19 protein-coding genes and 2 pseudogenes are annotated in these 19,097 nt (G+C 58.1%); 14 read left to right on the plus strand and 7 right to left on the minus strand.

Translation table 11 applies throughout. The features are described 5' to 3' along the window. The 5 genes from RHM58_RS28415 (at position 1) to RHM58_RS28435 (ending at position 5,522) form a co-directional block, all read left to right on the plus strand. Positions 1-1,059: an alpha-ketoacid dehydrogenase subunit beta gene (locus RHM58_RS28415; RefSeq protein ID WP_322268837.1), complete on the plus strand. Its 1,059-nt coding sequence runs from the start codon at positions 1-3 to the stop codon at positions 1,057-1,059. Next, positions 1,060-2,334 carry a dihydrolipoamide acetyltransferase family protein gene (locus RHM58_RS28420; protein ID WP_322268838.1) on the plus strand — a complete coding sequence of 425 codons (1,275 nt, stop codon included), beginning with the start codon at positions 1,060-1,062 and terminating at the stop codon, positions 2,332-2,334. A gap of 3 nt (positions 2,335-2,337) precedes the next feature. Then, positions 2,338-3,720: a dihydrolipoyl dehydrogenase gene (gene lpdA / locus RHM58_RS28425; protein ID WP_322268839.1), complete on the plus strand. Its 1,383-nt coding sequence runs from the start codon at positions 2,338-2,340 to the stop codon at positions 3,718-3,720. Positions 3,721-4,031: 311 nt separating this feature from the next. After that, positions 4,032-5,051 (plus strand): branched-chain amino acid aminotransferase, encoded by a 1,020-nt coding sequence (locus RHM58_RS28430; RefSeq protein ID WP_322268840.1) that lies wholly within the window; start codon positions 4,032-4,034, stop codon positions 5,049-5,051. Between the two features lie 129 nt (positions 5,052-5,180). Beyond that, complete coding sequence (locus RHM58_RS28435; protein ID WP_322268841.1) at positions 5,181-5,522, plus strand: hypothetical protein; 342 nt, start codon at positions 5,181-5,183, stop codon at positions 5,520-5,522. Between the two features lie 71 nt (positions 5,523-5,593). Here the strand turns inward: RHM58_RS28435 and RHM58_RS28440 are convergent, their stop codons facing one another. Continuing rightward, positions 5,594-6,355 (minus strand): ArsR/SmtB family transcription factor, encoded by a 762-nt coding sequence (locus tag RHM58_RS28440; protein ID WP_322268842.1) that lies wholly within the window; start codon positions 6,353-6,355, stop codon positions 5,594-5,596. An 82-nt stretch (positions 6,356-6,437) separates the two neighbouring features. Between RHM58_RS28440 and RHM58_RS28445 the strand changes: the two genes are divergently transcribed. Next, a complete protein-coding gene (locus RHM58_RS28445; protein WP_322268843.1) occupies positions 6,438-7,556 on the plus strand; it encodes a cytochrome P450 in 1,119 nt (372 codons plus the stop codon). Between the two features lie 4 nt (positions 7,557-7,560). Here RHM58_RS28445 and dmeF read toward each other — a convergent pair whose 3' ends face one another. The 3 genes and pseudogenes from dmeF to RHM58_RS28460 all read right to left on the minus strand — a co-directional run. After that, positions 7,561-8,490, minus strand: a complete 930-nt coding sequence (gene dmeF / locus RHM58_RS28450) for a CDF family Co(II)/Ni(II) efflux transporter DmeF (protein ID WP_322268844.1) — start codon at positions 8,488-8,490, stop codon at positions 7,561-7,563. Positions 8,491-8,503: 13 nt separating this feature from the next. Then, positions 8,504-8,779, minus strand: a complete 276-nt coding sequence (locus RHM58_RS28455; protein WP_201257098.1) for a metal/formaldehyde-sensitive transcriptional repressor — start codon at positions 8,777-8,779, stop codon at positions 8,504-8,506. A 316-nt stretch (positions 8,780-9,095) separates the two neighbouring features. Continuing rightward, a pseudogene (locus RHM58_RS28460) lies at positions 9,096-9,405 on the minus strand (DUF6124 family protein); the annotation flags it as partial. Between the two features lie 222 nt (positions 9,406-9,627). Between RHM58_RS28460 and RHM58_RS28465 the strand changes: the two are divergent. From RHM58_RS28465 to RHM58_RS28475, 3 genes and pseudogenes are all read left to right on the plus strand, one after another. Next, positions 9,628-10,847: pseudogene (locus RHM58_RS28465) on the plus strand (colicin E3/pyocin S6 family cytotoxin). Positions 10,848-10,862: 15 nt separating this feature from the next. After that, the gene (locus RHM58_RS28470; protein WP_322268845.1) at positions 10,863-11,102 is read left to right on the plus strand and encodes a pyocin S6 family toxin immunity protein; all 240 of its coding nucleotides are present in this window, start codon (positions 10,863-10,865) and stop codon (positions 11,100-11,102) included. 95 nt (positions 11,103-11,197) lie between these two features. After that, positions 11,198-11,533, plus strand: coding sequence for a hypothetical protein (locus RHM58_RS28475; RefSeq protein ID WP_322268846.1), 336 nt, complete (start codon positions 11,198-11,200; stop codon positions 11,531-11,533). 197 nt (positions 11,534-11,730) lie between these two features. Here RHM58_RS28475 and RHM58_RS28480 read toward each other — a convergent pair whose 3' ends face one another. After that, positions 11,731-12,069, minus strand: a complete 339-nt coding sequence (locus RHM58_RS28480) for an FKBP-type peptidyl-prolyl cis-trans isomerase (protein ID WP_169368969.1) — start codon at positions 12,067-12,069, stop codon at positions 11,731-11,733. 172 nt (positions 12,070-12,241) lie between these two features. Between RHM58_RS28480 and RHM58_RS28485 the strand changes: the two genes are divergently transcribed. Then, positions 12,242-13,315: a sensor domain-containing diguanylate cyclase gene (locus RHM58_RS28485; protein ID WP_322268847.1), complete on the plus strand. Its 1,074-nt coding sequence runs from the start codon at positions 12,242-12,244 to the stop codon at positions 13,313-13,315. A gap of 34 nt (positions 13,316-13,349) precedes the next feature. Here the strand turns inward: RHM58_RS28485 and RHM58_RS28490 are convergent, their stop codons facing one another. After that, positions 13,350-13,655, minus strand: a complete 306-nt coding sequence (locus RHM58_RS28490; RefSeq protein ID WP_201257100.1) for an RcnB family protein — start codon at positions 13,653-13,655, stop codon at positions 13,350-13,352. Positions 13,656-13,803: 148 nt separating this feature from the next. On the opposite strand from RHM58_RS28490, the gene RHM58_RS28495 reads away from it, so the two are divergent. The 3 genes from RHM58_RS28495 to RHM58_RS28505 all read left to right on the plus strand — a co-directional run bounded on the left by RHM58_RS28495 (position 13,804) and on the right by RHM58_RS28505 (position 16,788). Beyond that, positions 13,804-14,409, plus strand: coding sequence for a DJ-1/PfpI family protein (locus RHM58_RS28495; protein ID WP_201257096.1), 606 nt, complete (start codon positions 13,804-13,806; stop codon positions 14,407-14,409). A 288-nt stretch (positions 14,410-14,697) separates the two neighbouring features. Beyond that, entirely contained in the window at positions 14,698-15,990 is a 1,293-nt protein-coding gene (locus tag RHM58_RS28500; protein WP_322268848.1) for an MFS transporter, read from the plus strand. Positions 15,991-16,017: 27 nt separating this feature from the next. After that, on the plus strand, positions 16,018-16,788 hold the full coding sequence (locus RHM58_RS28505) for a substrate-binding domain-containing protein (protein WP_322268849.1): 771 nt from the start codon (positions 16,018-16,020) through the stop codon (positions 16,786-16,788). Here RHM58_RS28505 and RHM58_RS28510 read toward each other — a convergent pair. Next, positions 16,778-17,692: a LysR family transcriptional regulator gene (locus RHM58_RS28510; protein ID WP_322268850.1), complete on the minus strand. Its 915-nt coding sequence runs from the start codon at positions 17,690-17,692 to the stop codon at positions 16,778-16,780. The two genes, RHM58_RS28505 and RHM58_RS28510, sit on opposite strands and share 11 nt — an antisense overlap. A gap of 882 nt (positions 17,693-18,574) precedes the next feature. Here RHM58_RS28510 and RHM58_RS28515 point away from each other — a divergent pair. Then, on the plus strand, positions 18,575-19,012 hold the full coding sequence (locus RHM58_RS28515; protein ID WP_201257094.1) for a GNAT family N-acetyltransferase: 438 nt from the start codon (positions 18,575-18,577) through the stop codon (positions 19,010-19,012). The last annotated feature ends 85 nt before the right edge of the window (positions 19,013-19,097 follow it).

Genomic DNA, 19,097 nt, shown 5'->3' on the forward strand with positions numbered 1-19,097 from the left:
ATGAACGACCACAACACCAGTATTGAATTGGAAACCGCCATGACCACGACCACCATGACCATGATCCAGGCCCTGCGCTCGGCCATGGACGTGATGCTTGAGCGCGACGACAACGTCGTGGTGTTCGGCCAGGACGTGGGTTACTTCGGCGGCGTGTTCCGTTGCACCGAAGGTTTACAAAGCAAGTACGGCACCTCCCGGGTGTTCGATGCACCGATCTCCGAAAGCGGGATCGTTGGCGTCGCCGTCGGCATGGGCGCCTACGGTCTGCGGCCGGTGGCCGAGATTCAGTTCGCCGATTACGTTTATCCGGCATCCGACCAGATCATTTCCGAAGCAGCGCGCCTGCGCTATCGCTCGGCCGGCGAGTTCACCGCGCCGATGACCCTGCGCATGCCTTGCGGCGGCGGCATCTACGGCGGCCAGACCCACAGCCAAAGTATCGAGGCGATGTTCACCCAGGTCTGCGGCCTGCGCACGGTCATGCCGTCCAACCCTTACGACGCCAAAGGCCTGCTGATCGCCTCCATCGAAAACGATGATCCGGTGATCTTCCTTGAGCCGAAACGCCTGTACAACGGCCCGTTCGACGGTCACCACGACCGCCCGGTAACCCCGTGGTCGAAACACCCGGCCGCACAAGTGCCGGACGGTTACTACACCGTGCCACTGGACGTTGCCGCCATCGCCCGCCCAGGCAAGGACGTGACCATCCTGACCTACGGCACCACGGTTTACGTGTCGCAAGTGGCCGCTGAAGAAAGCGGTGTCGACGCTGAAGTCATCGACCTGCGCAGCCTGTGGCCGCTGGACCTGGACACCATCGTCAAGTCGGTGAAGAAAACCGGCCGTTGCGTGATCGTTCACGAAGCCACCCGCACCTGCGGTTTCGGCGCGGAGCTGGTCGCGTTGGTGCAAGAGCATTGCTTCCACTACCTGGAAGCGCCGATCGAACGCGTCACCGGTTGGGACACCCCCTACCCGCACGCGCAAGAGTGGGCGTATTTCCCAGGTCCGTCCCGAGTGGGCGCGGCGTTGAAACGGGTTATGGAGGTCTGAATGGGCACGCACGTTATTAAAATGCCGGACATTGGTGAAGGCATTGCAGAAGTTGAATTGTCGGTGTGGCACGTCAAGGTCGGCGACCTGGTTGTCGAAGATCAGGTGCTGGCCGATGTAATGACCGACAAGGCGATGGTCGACATCCCTTCGCCGGTGCACGGCAAAGTCATTTCTCTGGGCGGTGTGCCGGGGGAAGTGATGGCGGTTGGCAGCATCCTGATCAGCATTGAAGTCGAAGGCGCGGGCAACTTTAAAGAGTCCTCGCAGCCTGCTCCGGTTGCTGCTAAAGAAGCACCGGTTGCAGCGCCTCCTAAAGTCGAAGCCGTAGCTGCAAGCAAGCCCGTAGCAGCGCCTCGTCCTGCGGTTTGTCAGGGCCCGATGGTTGCCCGTGACGCCGATGAACGTCCGCTTGCCTCCCCGGCCGTACGTAAACATGCGCTGGACCTCGGCATCCAGTTGCGTCTGGTGCGTGGCACCGGCCCTGCCGGTCGCGTACTGCACGAAGACCTCGACGCCTATCTGGCCGAGGGTCAGTCGAATGCCTCGACCGCTACCGCCGCTTACGCCCAGCGTACCGACGAAGAGCAAATCCCGGTGATCGGCATGCGCCGCAAGATCGCCCAGCGCATGCAGGACGCCACCCAGCGCGCCGCGCACTTCAGTTATGTCGAGGAAATCGACGTCACCGCCGTGGAAGAACTGCGCACACACCTGAACGAAAAACACGGCGCGAGCCGCGGCAAGCTGACGTTGCTGCCGTTCCTGGTCCGTGCACTGGTCGTTGCCCTGCGCGACTTCCCGCAGATCAATGCCCGTTACGACGACGAAGCCCAAGTCATCACCCGCCTCGGCGCGGTGCATGTCGGCGTCGCCACCCAGAGCGACATTGGTTTGATGGTGCCGGTGGTGCGTCACGCTGAAGCCCGCAGCCTGTGGGACAGCGCTCAGGAAATTTCTCGTCTGGCCACCGCCGCGCGTAATGGCAAGGCCAGCCGCGATGAGCTGTCCGGCTCGACCATCACCCTGACCAGCCTTGGCGCGTTGGGCGGCATCGTCAGCACTCCGGTGCTGAACCTGCCGGAAGTGGCGATCGTTGGCGTGAACAAAATCGTCGAACGCCCGATGGTGGTCAAAGGCCAGATCGTGGTTCGCAAGATGATGAACCTCTCCAGCTCCTTCGATCACCGCGTGGTCGATGGCATGGACGCGGCGCAATTCATCCAGGCCATTCGTGGCTTGCTCGAACAACCCGCAACCTTGTTTGTGGAGTAAGTGATGCAAACTCTGAACACCACGCTGCTGATTATCGGTGGCGGCCCTGGCGGCTATGTGACGGCGATCCGTGCCGGTCAGCTGGGCATTTCGACCATTCTGGTGGAAGGCGAATCGTTGGGCGGCACCTGCCTGAACATCGGCTGCATTCCGTCGAAGGCGCTGATTCATGTCGCCGAGCAGTTTCACCAGACGCAGCACCACAGCCAACATTCGGCCCTGGGCATCAGCGTTTCGACGCCGACCCTCGACATCACTAAGAGCGTCGAGTGGAAGGACGGCATCGTTGATCGCCTGACCACTGGCGTTTCCGCGTTGCTGAAGAAGCACAAGGTCCAGGTCGTTCAAGGCTGGGCGAAAGTAATCGACGGTAAAACCGTTGAAGTCGGCGACACGCGGATTCAGTGCGAGCACCTGGTGCTGGCCACCGGTTCGAAAAGCGTGAACCTGCCGATGCTGCCGATTGGCGGGCCGATCATCTCTTCTACCGAAGCCCTGGCGCCGAAGTCCGTGCCTAAACGACTGATCGTGGTCGGTGGCGGTTACATCGGTCTGGAGCTCGGGATTGCCTATCGCAAGCTCGGCGCCGAAGTCAGTGTGGTCGAGGCTCAGGATCGCATCCTGCCGGCCTACGACGCCGAATTGACTCAACCGGTGCACGAAGCACTCAAGCAACTTGGCGTGAAGCTTTACTTGAAACACAGCGTTCAAGGCTTTGATTCTACAAACAATACTTTGCAAGTTCTGGATCCGGATGGCGACGTTCTGAACCTTGAAACCGATCAGGTCCTGGTAGCGGTCGGTCGCAAGCCGAACACCCAGGGCTGGAACCTTGAAGGGCTGAACCTGGCCATGAACGGTTCGGCGATCAAGATCGACAATCGCTGCCAGACCAGCATGCGCAATGTCTACGCCATCGGCGATTTGAGTGGCGAACCGATGCTCGCGCACAGGGCCATGGCTCAGGGCGAGATGGTCGCCGAGTTGATCAGCGGCAAATCCCGCGAGTTCAACCCGACCGCCATCGCCGCCGTGTGCTTTACCGACCCGGAACTGGTGGTGGTCGGCAAGACCCCGGACGAGGCCAAGGCTGCCGGATTGGACTGCATCGTTTCGAGCTTCCCGTTCGCGGCCAATGGCCGGGCGATGACCCTGGAATCGAAAACCGGCTTCGTGCGGGTGGTCGCTCGTCGGGACAATCATCTGATTGTGGGTTGGCAAGCGGTCGGCGTGGGAGTTTCGGAGTTGTCGACCGCGTTCGGCCAGAGCCTGGAAATGGGCGCCCGGCTGGAAGACATCGCCGGCACCATCCACGCGCACCCGACGCTGGGCGAGGCGGTGCAGGAAGCGGCGTTGCGTGCGCTTGGGCATGCGCTGCACCTGTAAACGCTATCAAACTGTGGCGAGGGAGCTTGTGCTCCCGTTGGGTCGCAAAGCGGCCCCTTGCTGACTTCCCGGGATACCGAGTTGTCAGGATTTACGACTGCTTCGCAGCCGAGCGGGAGCAAGCTCCTCGCCACAGGTATTTTGAACAATGAAGAATCGGCGGCAAATTTCATGAGCTACCTAAGAAATCTGCCAATCAGCCGATAGTCCGGGCTGCGAAACAGGCCCGGAATGAAGTATTGTTGTCCCCATCCAGAAAAACGTCAGAAGCCTTGAACCGTTTCGGCGGTTGTTAAGTGATAGAGGGTGTCATGGGTAACGAAAGCATCAATTGGGACAAGCTGGGTTTTGACTACATCAAGACAGACAAGCGTTTCTTGTCGTACTGGCGCAATGGCGAGTGGGACGCAGGCACCCTGACCGAAGATAACGTGCTGCACATCAGCGAAGGCTCGACTGCCCTTCACTATGGCCAGCAGTGCTTCGAAGGCATGAAGGCCTATCGTTGCAAGGACGGCTCGATCAACCTGTTCCGCCCGGACCAGAACGCCCTGCGCATGCAGCGCAGCTGTGCTCGCCTGCTGATGCCGTTCGTGGAAACCGAGCAGTTCATCGAAGCCTGCAAGGCTGTGGTCCGCGCCAACGAGCGTTTCATCCCGCCTTATGGCACTGGCGGCGCGCTGTACCTGCGTCCGTTCGTGATCGGCGTGGGTGACAACATCGGCGTGCGCACCGCTCCCGAGTTCATCTTCTCGATCTTCGCGATCCCGGTCGGTGCCTACTTCAAGGGCGGCCTGACCCCGCATAACTTCCTGATCTCCAGCTTCGACCGCGCAGCCCCACAAGGCACCGGGGCCGCGAAGTGCGGTGGCAACTACGCCGCCAGCCTGATGCCAGGCTCCCAAGCCAAGAAGGCGCACTTTGCCGACTGCATCTACCTGGACCCGATGACCCACACCAAAATCGAAGAAGTCGGCTCGGCCAACTTCTTCGGGATCACCCACGACAACAAGTTCGTCACCCCGAACTCGCCATCGGTACTGCCGGGCATCACCCGTCTGTCGTTGATCGAGCTGGCGAAATCGCGTCTGGGCCTGGAAGTGATCGAAGGCGACGTGTTGATCGACAAACTGTCGGACTTCAAGGAAGCAGGCGCTTGCGGCACCGCTGCCGTGATTACGCCAATCGGCGGCATCAGCTACAACGATCACCTGCACGTGTTCCACAGCGAAACCGAGGTCGGCCCGGTCACCCAAAAGCTCTACAAAGAGCTGACCGGTGTACAGACCGGCGACATCGAAGCGCCAGCGGGCTGGATCGTTAAGGTCTGACCTGACGTAGCTGTCGCTTGAGTAAAAAAGCCCGGCCATCAAATTGATGGCCGGGCTTTTTTCGCTAGTGCTTTCATGCAAAAGGTCACTAGACTTGCCGGCAACCGATCAATAGGCGCTCTCCACACCATGGGCAAACTCTGGCGAAAGTATCTGGCCTTGCTGGACACTGAGTTCACCACGCAAGTGTTCGACAACATCAAGAACCTGCTGGTGTGCGCGTTGCTGCTCGCGGCAGGCACTAATGCGCTGCACAGCAGCCATCACATGTTCCTGGGACTGTTCGCCGCGGACGTAGCGGGCTGGTCGCTGATCGCGGTGTCGGCGCTGCTGATGGTGCTCAATGTCAGCGACGGTTTGCGGCGCTTGTCTCGGTTGCCGTATCACACAGCGTTTCAGGTGGTCTTGTTTCTGGTTTACCTGGTGTTGGCGATACGAGTGGTGGAAATTGTCTGGGATTTCCGGGCGTAGGGCAGATCAAAAGATCGCAGGCTGCGCCAGCGCCTACATAAATCACGCCGCAGCCCAATCTCCTTGACGAATCACAAGCCCCCCGTAGGAGCTGCCGAAGGCTGCGATCTTTTGATCTTGACCTGTTGAATCGACGAATCCGGCACCACCACATCAAACCGCACCCCAATCTCCTTACGCCCCAACGCCGTCAACGCCAACGCCCGACTGTCCAGATCCTGGGTCACCCATTTGCGCTTGATCGCCGTTTGCAACAACGCCGCCCCCAGTGAACCGCCCAAATGCGGCCGGCGCATACTCCAGTCCAGGCACGGGCAGGCAAACCGCCGGCGCAACGCGCTCAAATCCTTGACCTCAACCCCCAAGCCCTCGAACAACGCCTCGCCGCTCTCGCTCAGTTGATAAACCTGCTCATCGGTTTCCAGCAACCACCCCGCCTCGATCATCCGGTCATGCAGCAACACCGCCAGGGTGCCGGCCATGTGGTCGTAGCAAGTGCGGGCGAATTGCAGGCGATCCGGGGTGCGCGAATTGAACGTCGGCGCGGCGTTCTGGCCGAGCACCATCAAGGCTTCCAGTGCTTGGGCCACACGCTTGTCCGCGAGGCTGTAATAACGATGGCGGCCCTGAACGTGCAGCCGCACCAGCGCCGATTCCTTGAGTTTGGCCAAGTGCGCGCTGGCGGTGGAGGCACTGACCTCGGCAATCGCCGCCAGCTCGGTGCTGGTGCGGGCGTGGCCGTCCATCAACGAGCAGAGGATTTTCGTCCGGGCCGGCTCCGCAATCGCGGCCGCCACTTGAGAAACGCCGATGTCGTGTTGTTCAACGTTCATATTTCGCTCCCGGACGAATCAAGGCCTGGTTGGACTGGAGATAGTAGCAACACTTTTCCCACCACGAACAAGGCTGCGACCCATGGACCCGATCATCGCTGCGACTCATGCCGACCCTTACCCGTATTACGCGCAACTGCGCGCCGAGGGTGGGCTGGTTTTTCATCAAGGACTGAAACTGTGGGTGGCCAGCAGTGCTGACGCCGTGGCGGCGGTGTTCGCGCATCCGGACTGCCAGGTGCGCCCGCTGAGTGAGCCGGTGCCCAAGACAATTGTTGAAGGATTGGCCGGCGAAGTATTCGGTCGGTTGATGCGGATGAATGAAGGTGAACCGCAGCGCTGCCCGAGGTCGGCGATTGAGCCGGGACTGGCGTTGATCGACCGGAATGAAGTGCAAGCGTTGGTCAATGCGCGGTTGATCACCCCGGACGCCGAGGGTCTGTCCAAAGCGATGTTCCGCGGTCCGGTGTGCGTGGTGGCGGCGTTGTTGGGGTTCTCCCCTGCTCAGGGTCGGATGATCAGTGAGTTGACGGCGGACTTCGTGGCCTGCCTATCGCCGCTGAGTAGCCAGGCTCAACTGGATGCTGCGCATGGGGCGACTGAACAGTTGCGGGGTTATTTCATTGAGTTGCTGGATGATCCGGGCGCGCAAAGCCCACTGTTGAGCGACATCAAGCAGCGGTTCGGTGCTTCGGATAACGAGAGGCTGATCGCCAATCTGATCGGGCTGTGCTCCCAGGCCTATGAAGCCACGGCTGGGCTGATCGGTAATGCGTTGGTGACGTTGATTCGCAATCCATCGTTGCAGCGTGATTCGGCATCCATTGACGTTCTGATTTCAGAAGTCCAACGCTTCGATCCATCGGTGCAGAACACCCGTCGTTTCGTCGCCGCACCTTGCGAAATAGCCGGCGTGAGCCTGAACCCCAGCGACGCGATCCTGGTGTTGCTGGCCTCAGCCAACCGCGATTCGCAGCTCAATGACAACCCTGACGTTTTTCTTCTCGACCGTCCGAATCGTCGCAGCTTTACCTTCGGTTCCGGCCGCCACCAATGCCCCGGGCAGAGGCTGGCATTGAGTATCGCCACCGCCACGCTGACGCAGATTCTGGCGATGAAACCTGCGCTGGAACGTTTGACCTGGCACTACCGCCCATCCTTGAACGGTCGTATTCCGCTGTTCAGCGAGGGACAAACATGAACGCTTACGCGGCGGTGCGGTGTTCCACCGTCAGGTGAGACAACTCATGAACCGGCGCCAGACGCTCGCGAATCACCTCGGCACTGACGCTGGCCGCCGCGACCACGCTGACAATCGCCGCCCGCGCGTCAGGGCCGACCTGCCAGACGTGCAGGTCACTGATGGTCACGTCCCCCGACGACTCCAGCAACTCGCGAATTTCCTCGGCCACGTGTTCATCAGTGGTATCGAGCAGCACGGCGGCGCTGTCACGCATCAGGCCATAGGCCCAATTCGCGATCACGATGGCGCCGACGATGCCCATCGCCGGATCGAGCCAGACCCAACCCAAATAGCGGCCTGCCAGCAACGCGGCGATGGCCAGGATCGAGGTCAAGGCATCGGCCAGCACGTGGACGTAGGCTGAACGCAGATTGTTGTCGTGATGGTGACCATGGTCGTGGCTGTGGCCGTGATCATGGCCGTGATGCCCATGATTACCCGCCAGCAGAAACGCGCTGGCGATGTTTACCGCCAGCCCCACCACGGCAATCACCGTCGCCTCGGTGAAGGCCACCGTGGTCGGCTGGAACAGACGCAGGATCGACTCGCCAGCAATACCGAGCGACACCAGCCCCAGCACCATCGCCGAGGCAAAACCGGCCAGGTCACCGACTTTGCCGGTGCCGAAACTGAATCGCGCATTACTGGCATGACGCCGGGCAAACGCGTAGGCCGCCGCTGCGATGCCCAGGGCCACGGCATGGGTCGCCATGTGGAAACCGTCTGCCAGCAGCGCCATGGAGCCGGTGATGTAACCGGCGGCGATTTCGCCAATCATCATCACGAAGGTCAACGCCACCACCCACAATGTCCGGCGGGCGTTTTCATCGTGGGATGCACCGAGGAACATGTGATCGTGGGCGAAGCTTGAAGCCTGAGGTGTCAGTGTCATGTGGGTTGCAACTCTATTTCGAATAACGGCGGATGGCTTGCAGCAAGTCTTCCACGCCTTGGGCGCGTTCTTCGTTGCTGAGATCGGGATGGGCCACGTGTTCACGGGCGTGGGCGTCGATGAACTGATCCAGCAAACCGTTGACCGCGCCACGGATCGCCGCGACCAGGTGTAAGGTCTTGGCGCAGTCGGCGTCAGACTCGAGCGCCTTCTCCACCGCCTGAACCTGCCCGGCAATGCGCCGAACTCGGTTGAGCAAATCGTCTTTGTGTTCGTGAATGTGCGACATACCTATACCCCCTACCCCTATCTGGCGAGCATAGTCACTGATATGGCCGGGGCTGGCAAGGTGTTACTGGAAGTTTCTACAGCTGGAACGCGTTAGCGTTCTTCGCGAGCAGGCTCGCGCCCACAGGGAGTTTGTGTTGGACGGAGATTTCACTCACACCGCCGATCAACTGTGGGAGCGAGCCTGCTCGCGAAGACGCCCTGACAAACAACACTTCATCTGCGACGTAACTTGTGGCGAGGGAGCTTGCTCCCGCTGGGCTGCGCAGCGGCCCCAAAAAGAGGCCGCATCACAACTTCACCAAAGCAGGCCTTCCCTACTCAGTCGGCTCGATTCGATCCAACACCCGGTTCGCCGTGATCTCCGCCAACATAATGTTGTTCGAAATGCCCAGCAACGCATTGCTCGACTCACCCTCCAGATGATCCACCAAGTGATGGACCATCACATCGGCCGACGCCAGCGTCTCGCATAATTGGGCCATGAGGGTTTCGGTCGTTGCTTCGGGATCTACGCAGAACAGCGTGCAGGGTTTATGCGAGGTGGCTTTGATGTCGGCAATCGAGGGGACGTCGGGGGGCGTTGTGGTTTTTTGAGTCGGGTTCGTGCGGGGATGCCGGATCAGTTTATGACATGAAAAACATCACGTAGAGACTCACAGAAAAGACAGACAATAATTTTGAAGAACAGCGTTTCAGATTGGCTTATGGGGTTCAAATTCGAATAACTCGCGAAGAACCCAAAAAAGCCCCGCACAACGGACGGAGATTCAGACTTGTCCTACAGCTTCGAAATACCTTTCTGAGATAGCGTCCGCATCGTTTTCAAAAGATGAAACAAGGACGCTCATGCCTCACAAAACAGATATCCCCCGGGTTCAAAACCCTCCGTCAGGCGACGGGCACCACATCACCAGCCGCTATATGAACGCCACTGAACTGGCTGCGCGCGATGCCAGACAAAAATCCTATGAAGACATGTTGGCCCGGCAGCAGGCATTTGAAGATCGTTTTGTCAGGCTGCCAACGCAGAAGGATCAAAACTCTGTGGGTTGCGTGTTCGCCAAAAGCTGCAACCTCCCCGACGGCGTAATCAACCATGACAACCCAGCCGGGTTCGTCCCTGTCGAGAAACTGGCCGACTACGGAAAGTTTTCTCTTCTGGGTGGCCGCGAAAGGGACGCTGTGGGAAATATCCCTCTAAAAAAATCAGTGGTAGCGCGTTACCTGGTTCACTGGGCACGCTTGTCTTGGGCGGGGCCGGATCTGCTGGTTCCGGGATCACTGTTGCTGGTGGTACAGGCGTAGTGACGGCTGGTATTGCTGCCGGTGCCTTGGCAGGCGTAGTTGCACTGCTCTGGCCGTCGAGTCTTGGGGACAGCTCCCTGTACTCGGATGAACAGCTCAAGTCGCTTAAGGAAGGTCGTACACGTGTCCGACTGCATGTCGAACAACAGGCCGATGGCACATTAAAGGGATACGGGTACAACACCCAAAAACGCAGCGACTGGGAAATGATTCCCATCGTGCAGTTCGTAGTTCAAGGTTCTCAGCAAGTCGCTGACTTTGGCGATGGGACAACGCTGATATGGACGCCGCCTGTTGACCCGTCCAGCACTTCGGGAATCCCATCGTTAGAGGGTGCCCCACAAGCTCCGCAAATCTGGATTTATCCGCCAACACCAGCCGCTGACAGCACTATCGTCAACCCTGTGTACCCTCCCGAATACAAAGACTTCATTCTTGTATTCCCGGCTGATTCTGGTGTGCAACCGCTGTATGTTGTGATTTCAAGACCAGCTCTCGGCGGTGATATAAAGTACCACCGGCCGCCAAAGACATTACCTGCATATCCAGATGCGCTTCCCGTTAAATCAAAAACTAGCGTTCAGGGCGGCGGCGGCAGGCGCAGCCGGTGGAAAGACCGAAAGGGGCGAATATATGAATGGGATAGCAAGACAGGCGCAATAGAGATTTATGACAAGCAAGGTAAGCATCTTGGCGAGTTCAACCACGAAACAGGTGAACAGATAGATCCCGCACAACCCGGCAGATTCACCGATAAATAGATTAGGAGGACATTTATGTTTTTATGGATTAGTGGTTTTCTAAAAGGTGATGACGAGGATGACTCCTTAAAATACGAACTTACAGTTCGACCTGAATTTGAAGCTGCGTTAATGGGTGTTCTGGGCTGGGAAAGTCTTGATGAAAGCGCGGATGGGGAGTGGTTGCTCACCGGTGAGCAAGTCCAACAAATTGCTAAAGCTCTAAATGAGCCGTTACCGATTGACCTGGACCTTTTCATAGGGGTGCGGGGGTAGTTGGAACTGTGGCGATAGGGGCTTGCCCCAGTTTGGCTGCTCAGCAGTTGCCCAACCTGCCGACGCGGGCTGTCCAAAATTCCCGGAGCCAAAAAGTGAGCCTTATCTATCAAGATCCATCAATGAGCCATAACGATGCGATCAGTCTTCTAGCTAGCGGTTCAGAACCGAACGTCGTTGCCGCACTGGTTTCCATCGGCCTGAATGAGCAAGACAGAGTCTGGGCTCAAACCATGTGCTTGAAGTACCTCGACAGTGGCACTGAGTTGATCGCGGCATCGGCTATCACCTCGCTCGGTCATATTGCCCGCAGGCATGGTGAGCTGGACATGAATGCCGTGTTGCCTGCCTTCGATACGGCGAAGAAAAAATTTCCCGCACTTGAAGCGACTATTGCTGACACGCTCGATGATATTGAAGTGTTCACATGACTCGCTAAATCAAAAGATCGCAGCCTTCGGCAGCTCCTACAGGTCCGGCGTACAACGTGATATCGGTGTTAAACACAATTCAGGTAGGAGCTGCCGAAGGCTGCGATCTTTTGATCTTCAACCCCAAACAACAAAAAACCCGCCATCTCATTTCACCGAGATGGCGGGTTTTGTCGTTTCAAACCAAGGACAACGCTTTAATCATCCCGCGTCAGCACTTCCAGCAATTCAATCTCGAAAATCAAATTCGAATTCGGCGTTATCGCGCCCATCGTCCGTTCGCCATACGCCAGATGCGCCGGCACCAGCAGCTTGCGTTTGCCGCCGACCTGCATGCCCATGATCCCCTGGTCCCAACCCTTGATCACCCGCCCAGTCCCAATCACGCACTGAAAAGGTTTGCCACGGCTGTAGGAGGAATCGAATTCGGTGCCGTCTTCCAGCCATCCGCGATATTGAGTGGTGATCAGCGCGCCTTTGACCGCTGCTTTGCCGTCGCCCAACTCAAGGTCGATTACCTGAAGCTCATCATTCATTACATGCACTCGTCTGTTCACACCCTCGAAAGGGCTTCATGGGCAGCGTTTTCCCAGAATTGCAGGCAATTGGCAACCGTTCGGAGCGGTTTAGATCTATTTCCGGCAGTAAGCGTGAACTAATATAAGCGTCATCCCCCACGGTTAAACTCGCCATGACGGCCATCCCTGAATGAGTGTCCTCTGGATCAGCGCTGCCATTGGCTCAGTGATGCTTGCCGTGCTTGTTGCGCTGGTCTGTCGCCAGTATTCCCTGCAACAGCAACTGGTCGAATGCCGTGCGCTGATCGCCAGTCTTTCCACGGGACAAAACATCCATCTGGACGGTGACGCCGAGCGCTTTAAACGCAGCCAGTACTTCGCCCGCATCGGCACTTGGGACTGGGACGTGGACACCGACAAGCTCTATTGGTCGGAGGCGATCTACGGCATGTTCGGGTTCAAGATCGGTGAAGTCACGCCCTCCTACGCCCTGTTCTGTTCCTGCGTGCACCCGGACGACCGGGCCAAGGTCCGCGCCGGAGAGCTGCGTTGCCTGGAAACCGGCGAGAACCATGACGAGGAATACCGCGTGGTCTGGCCCGACGGCACCATCCGCTGGTTGCGCGAGACCGGCAATGTGGTGAAGAACGATCACGACGCCACGATCAAGATGCTGGGCGTGGTCCGCGACATCACCGAAGAAAAGGCGTCCGCCAGTTACCTGCAACACCTGGCCCATTACGACCCGCTGACCGGCCTGCCCAATCGCCTGGTGCTCGAAGAGCGCCTGTCCGAGGCACTGGAACAGGCACGCATCAGCGCCACACGGGTGGCGCTGGTGTTTGTCGACCTCAATGGTTTCAAGGCAATCAACGACCATTACGGCCACGCGGCTGGCGACCGGGTGCTGGTCACCACCGCCACGCGACTCAAGAGAATCCTGCGCTCAACCGACACCGTCGCGCGGATTGGCGGCGACGAATTCGTGGTGATCCTCCAAGGCCTGCCGCAAGGCATCAACCTGCAAGATGAAGCCCGCAGCATCTGCCAGAAAATCTTCGTCGAACTCTCACCGCCAGTGACGATTGGCAATGATCAACGACACATCGGCACCAGCCTTGGGGTCGCGGTGTTCCCGGATCATGCGCCGAGCATGGATCGGCTGATTCATATTGCGGATCTGGCGATGTATGAGGCGAAACGCAGTGGGAATAATCAGTATCGGTTGGGGACCAACAGCCCGATGCGCGTGCACAGCGAGTAGCTTCGCACGAGCGCCAAGACTCTAGTTCTGAGGCTTACCGCTCCACCGGCGTGACATCCACAATCGTCCCGCTGGTAATCAACACCATCATGTATTTGTCATTGATCTGCACCCACTGCGCATCAGACGTCGGCGCCTTCAGGCCTTTCGCCTTCCAGTTTTTCACGGCTTTTTCGCTGCGCTGATAAACCTCCGGCGCGCGATCGCCTTTCACCAGGCTGCGGGAGTTGTTGACGCCGGGCTGGACGGTTTTCTGCGGCTCGGCGGCTTGAACGATGGGATTGATAGCGGCGATACCGGCGACAAGGGCGAGGCTGGCGATAAGGGTTTTGCTGTTCATCGGTGAACCTCTTGGGATGTCGTGGTTACTGAGTTCCGACTGCGCGCGTGGCGAATCATTCCTTACTGTAGCGATGATTCTGCGGCCCACTGTACGGGAGACGTCGCGCCGGGTCGGCGTAGGCTGCGAAAAAACATCGGGATTCGCCATGCACATCGCCATTTTGACCTTCGACGGTTTCAACGAACTGGATTCGCTGATTGCCTATGGCATGCTCAGCCGCGTTTCGCTGCTGGGGGACCAGGACTGGCGGGTGAGCATTGCGTCGCCAACGCCACGAGTGACGTCGATGAACGGTTTGACCATCGATTCGCACATCGATCTGCAGCAAGCCTGCGCCGCCGATGCAGTGCTGTTCGGCAGTGGCATGAAGACCCGGGAAGTGGCCAGCGACCCGGTGATCATGGATCAACTGAAATTCGACCCGGCGCGGCAACTGCTGGGCTCGCAATGCTCCGGCACGTTCCTGCTGGCCAAGCTCGGGCTGCTCGGCGATACGCCGGCCTGCACCGACACCACCAGCAAACCCTGGGTGCAGGCGGCCGGGGCCAATATCGTGAATCAGGCGTTTTATGCCAATGGCAACATCGCCACGGCGGGCGGTTGTTTGTCGGCGCAATACTTGTCGGCGTGGGTGTTAGCCCGGCTCAAGGGTGTTGAAACGGCGCGGGAAGTCCTGCACTACTTTGCGCCGGTGGGTGAGAAGGAAAATTATGTGGCGCGGGGGATGGCGCATATCGAGGCGTATATCTGAGGGTTGGGTTGCTGGTTAGACCGTCATCGCGAGCAAGCTCGCTCCCACAGTTGATCGCTGTTGTTCACAGATTTTGTGTTCGCGGCAAATCCCTTGTGGGAGCGGGCTTGCTCGCGAAGGCGTCGTGTCAGGCGACATCAATACCAAGCGCATTGATCCGCTTCACGCATCAATGCATGCCAACTATGCAATTAACATATCGATCCCCCTGTTCCACTATCCGCGCCAATAAGAACCGTGCGCTGCCCCCACGCGGCGCACGTCATAAAAGCGGTGGAGTACACGTCAATGACAGCATCAATCCCTTCCGGGCGTTCTCACGCCGGTTCGATTTTCCGGGTGACCTCCGGCAACTTCCTCGAACAGTTCGACTTCTTCCTTTTCGGCTTCTACGCCACCCAGATCGCCGCCGTGTTCTTCCCGGCCAGCAGTGAATTTGCCTCGCTGATGATGACTTTCGCGGTGTTCGGCGCCGGGTTCCTGATGCGCCCGCTCGGCGCTGTGGTGCTGGGCGCTTACATCGATGATGTGGGCCGGCGCAAAGGCTTGATCGTCACGCTGTCGATCATGGCCAGCGGCACGATTCTGATTGTGCTGGTGCCCGGATACGAAACCATCGGACTGTTTGCACCGGCCCTCGTGTTGATTGGCCGCTTACTGCAAGGTTTCTCGGCCGGTGCGGAAATGGGCGGCGTCTCGGTGTACCTCTCGGAGATTGCCACGCCGGGCAACAAGGGCTTTTTCACCAGTTGGCAGTCGGCCAGCCAGCAAGTGGCGATCATTGTCGCGGCAGCGCTGGGCTATGGGCTGAACCAATGGATGGCGCCGACGATGATTGCCGATTGGGGCTGGCGGATTCCGTTTTTCGTCGGCTGCATGATCGTGCCGTTCATCTTTTTCCTGCGCCGCAACCTGGAAGAAACCGCCGAATTCGCTGCGCGCAAACACCGTCCAAGCATGGGCGAAGTGTTCCGCACCCTGGCGCAGAACTGGGGCATCGTGCTCGGCGGGATGATGATGGTCGCCCTGACCACCACCGCGTTTTACCTGATCACCGTGTACGCGCCGACCTTCGGCAAAACCGTGCTGCACTTGAGCACCTCCGATGCGTTGCTGGTGACGTTACTGGTGGGTGTTTCGAACTTCTTCTGGCTGCCGATTGGCGGCGCCTTGTCCGACCGTATCGGCCGGCGCCCGGTGCTGATTGCCATGTCGCTGCTGACCCTGGCCACGGCCTATCCGGCGCTGACTTATCTGGTGAACGCACCGAGCTTCATCAACATGCTGCTGGTGTTGCTGTGGCTGTCGTTCATTTATGGCTTGTACAACGGCGCGATGGTCGCCGCCCTCACCGAAATCATGCCGGTGGAAGTGCGGGTCGCCGGATTCTCGTTGGCGTATAGCCTGGCCACGGCGGTGTTCGGTGGTTTCACTCCGGCAATGTCGACGTTGCTGATCCAGTACACCGGCGACAAGGCTGCACCGGGTTACTGGATGAGTTTTGCCGCGCTCTGCGCGTTGTGCGCGACGCTGTTTCTCTATCGCCGCTCCACCGGTCGCCTGCAACCCGCCGTGTCGTGATTGACCTTTGACTGCGAGAAATAATCGATGAAAAAGCTTTTCAGCTATGCAGCGCTGGTCCTGATCGCCAGTTTGAGCACCGTCGCCCAAGCCGAAGAAATCCGTGTGATGACGTCCGGCGGCTTCACCGCTGCCTACAAAATCCTCGGCCCGGAATTCGCCGCATCCACCGGCAACACCCTGCACACCGACCTCGGCCCATCGATGGGTAAGGCGCCGGAAGCGATCCCCAATCGCCTGGCTCGCGGTGAAAAAGCCGATGTGGTGATCATGGTCGGCTACGCGCTGGACGACCTGATCAAACAAGGCAAAGTCGACCCGGCTTCACGGGTGGAACTGGCGGATTCGCGGATTGGCCTGGTGGTGCGCGAAGGCGCAGCGAAACCGGACATCAGTTCGGTCGAGGCTTTGAAAAAGACCCTGCTCGACGCCAAGTCGGTGGCCTATTCCGATAGCGCCAGCGGTGTGTACATCGAGGAGCAGTTGTTCAAGAAGTTGGGCATCGAAGAGCAACTCAAGCCGAAGTCGAAGATGATCCCGAAAATCCCCGTGGGCTCGGTGGTTGCAACCGGCGATTATCAACTGGGCTTCCAGCAGGTCAGCGAATTGCTGCCGGTGCCGGGGGTGAGTTTTGTGGCGAAGATTCCGGAGTCGGTGCAATCGGTGACCCGTTTCGCCGCCGGCATTCCGGTGGGCGCGCAACACCCGGCCGAGGCCAAGGCGTTGCTGGACTACCTGGCCTCCCCGGCCGTTCAACCGCAGGTGCAAGCCACCGGGCTGGACTCGGTCAGCCGCTGACCGCTGGCGGCTGGACTTTCATTGCCACCACCAGCCTTTCCAGTTCCAAGGCTGCCGGGGTCAACGTGCGACCCCGGCGCTTCAGTAGCCCGACACTGCGCATCACCAATGGATCGGTCAGCGGTACCCGGGTCAGAATCGGGTGATCTTCCACTGGCATCGCCATCATCGGCACTGCCGCCACGCCCAGCCCAGCTTCCACCAGCCCGATCATCGTCGTGACGTGACGGGTTTCGCAGATGCTCGGCCGCTGCGGCACTACGCCGGCGAGCGCTTGATCGAGCAAAAAACGGTTGCCCGAAGTCTTGTCGAGCGAGATGTAGTCCTGCTGGTAAAACTCATCCCATGTCACGCTGCTGCGCCCGGCCAACGGGTGATCGCGCCGACAGGCCACCACGTAGCCCTCTTGCACCAGCGGTTCAAAATCAATCTCGGCTTCCAGCGTGCCCAAGAAGCTCAGGCCAAAATCCGCCTCGCCGTTGACCACGGCGCTCAGCACGTCGTGGGCGCTGGAATCGAGGACCTTGACCTTGATCCGGGGAAATTGCCGGTGGTAATGAGCGATCACCCGCGGCATAAAGTAGTACGCCGCCGACGGCACGCAGGCGACGGTGACATGCCCGAGCCGGGTTGAGGCGACTTCGCTGATGCCCAGCAGCGCCACGTCCAGATCGTCCAGCAATCGCTCGACGCTGGGGATGAAACCACGCCCGGCCTGGGTCAGGCTGACCTTGCGGGTGGTGCGCTCGAACAGCTTCACGCCGAGGGCGTCTTCAAGCTTTTCAATACGTCGGCTCAAGGCCGGTTGGGAGATGCGCACCGTATCGGCAGCCTTGCGAAAACTGCCCTGCTCAACCACGGCGCGGAAGGCTTGCAGATCGTTCAGGTCGAAGTTGATGGCCATGGTGCGCACTCGGGGGACGGGCAGATTGATCAGCTTATCCTATGAATGTAACTAATTGATGCAAAATGTAACCGTATAGCCGGTCCTTTTCAGGAAAAATTAATGTTTTTCACAAAAATTAATTTATTCACGCGTAGCATCGAAGCCAGCCCAGTGCTCCTCTTGGGGAATTCCGTATACCAGTTTTTTCTGGGATGGCTCGTCGGTAAAGCACCGCCCCGGTCCTGCCGATGGGTCCACTCTGGTCGTAATGGCAGCAATCGCCCCATAAGCGATCGGTGGACAGAGTAGTGGCCGAACTGGCCAAGGGACTATAGGAAGGTCTAGCGATGTCTAGCGAATTTTGCTAGACATCGCTAGATTTGCGTATTAGTCGATCGCAGCCATGACTGCGTATTACATGTTCTGACGTGCAGGCCAAAGTTTCGGCCCGAGGACGGCTGCAAATTTTTAGTGAGTCGCCCATAGTTTTGTAGACACCGCCAAGTGTCTGCTTTGGGCCCAGTCTGTATGAATATGGACGCAGCGTTTTGAACGCTGCGTTGCTACGTAAAATCTTCCAGCACTGGGTTGATCAGCAAACCTGAAATTTGCGTAGGAACGAAATTTTCGTCGCGGTTCTGATTGGCAAACTCGCTCAAAAACGTTTTCACACAGTCTGCGTCGATTGCCGCCCTTCGTGACAGGCAGTTATCAACCAAAAGCAGACCATGGACACGCAGCTAATACGTCAGTAACGTGCAAAATAATATGCCGCTTCCCCTTCTCAATGTCGCGGTCACAGACTCGATTTTTTTGATTGCTCAAAGGATTACGTATGAGCATGGAATGTTATGCCAAAAGTCGTACGATATTTCAAAGTTGAATTATAGGAGTAATAAGGTGGAAATCAGGATTGATATATTGGATTGTCCAACTGACAAGGATAGAGGAGTTCTGAATAATAGGTTTTCAGAATATCTTCGAATTCAATATCCAAATTTACCGCCAGAATCGGAAGATAAAATATTTATGGTCGTTGCACACGATAAAGCAGGCGATTACATTGGTGCAATAAGCTGTAATTGTTACTGGGATGGCTTAGAGATTGACACCTTTTGGGTCAAGGAATCTCATCGTGGTAAAAAAGTAGGATCTATGCTTTTGGAAAAAGCAGAAACGATTGGTGCCAACAATGGGGCAGTAGTTGCATTCTTAAAAACCTTTGATGCTAAACAGTTCTATGAACGGCATGGGTATGAGGTTTACGGTGTTCTTGAGGATCGCCCTATCGGGACTAGCCTGTATCATTTAAAGAAGCGGCTAGTAAAACATGCATGACAGTTGGCTAAAACCGTTCGCTTCGCTGAATGGGACGGGCTAAAGCCCGCCCTTCCAAATGCTGGTCGAAGTCCGATTTGGGTCG

The organism is Pseudomonas sp. 10S4, assembly GCF_034344865.1.
Taxonomy (GTDB): domain Bacteria; phylum Pseudomonadota; class Gammaproteobacteria; order Pseudomonadales; family Pseudomonadaceae; genus Aquipseudomonas.

Coding starts and splice junctions, on each gene's coding strand:
- RHM58_RS28415 (WP_322268837.1), top strand. CDS start 1: ATGAACGACCACAACACCAGTATTGAATTGGAAACCGCCATGACCACG.
- RHM58_RS28420 (WP_322268838.1), top strand. CDS start 1,060: ATGGGCACGCACGTTATTAAAATGCCGGACATTGGTGAAGGCATTGCA.
- lpdA (WP_322268839.1), top strand. CDS start 2,338: ATGCAAACTCTGAACACCACGCTGCTGATTATCGGTGGCGGCCCTGGC.
- RHM58_RS28430 (WP_322268840.1), top strand. CDS start 4,032: ATGGGTAACGAAAGCATCAATTGGGACAAGCTGGGTTTTGACTACATC.
- RHM58_RS28435 (WP_322268841.1), top strand. CDS start 5,181: ATGGGCAAACTCTGGCGAAAGTATCTGGCCTTGCTGGACACTGAGTTC.
- RHM58_RS28440 (WP_322268842.1), bottom strand. CDS start 6,355: ATGAACGTTGAACAACACGACATCGGCGTTTCTCAAGTGGCGGCCGCG.
- RHM58_RS28445 (WP_322268843.1), top strand. CDS start 6,438: ATGGACCCGATCATCGCTGCGACTCATGCCGACCCTTACCCGTATTAC.
- dmeF (WP_322268844.1), bottom strand. CDS start 8,490: ATGACACTGACACCTCAGGCTTCAAGCTTCGCCCACGATCACATGTTC.
- RHM58_RS28455 (WP_201257098.1), bottom strand. CDS start 8,779: ATGTCGCACATTCACGAACACAAAGACGATTTGCTCAACCGAGTTCGG.
- RHM58_RS28470 (WP_322268845.1), top strand. CDS start 10,863: ATGTTTTTATGGATTAGTGGTTTTCTAAAAGGTGATGACGAGGATGAC.
- RHM58_RS28480 (WP_169368969.1), bottom strand. CDS start 12,069: ATGAATGATGAGCTTCAGGTAATCGACCTTGAGTTGGGCGACGGCAAA.
- RHM58_RS28485 (WP_322268847.1), top strand. CDS start 12,242: ATGAGTGTCCTCTGGATCAGCGCTGCCATTGGCTCAGTGATGCTTGCC.
- RHM58_RS28490 (WP_201257100.1), bottom strand. CDS start 13,655: ATGAACAGCAAAACCCTTATCGCCAGCCTCGCCCTTGTCGCCGGTATC.
- RHM58_RS28495 (WP_201257096.1), top strand. CDS start 13,804: ATGCACATCGCCATTTTGACCTTCGACGGTTTCAACGAACTGGATTCG.
- RHM58_RS28500 (WP_322268848.1), top strand. CDS start 14,698: ATGACAGCATCAATCCCTTCCGGGCGTTCTCACGCCGGTTCGATTTTC.
- RHM58_RS28505 (WP_322268849.1), top strand. CDS start 16,018: ATGAAAAAGCTTTTCAGCTATGCAGCGCTGGTCCTGATCGCCAGTTTG.
- RHM58_RS28510 (WP_322268850.1), bottom strand. CDS start 17,692: ATGGCCATCAACTTCGACCTGAACGATCTGCAAGCCTTCCGCGCCGTG.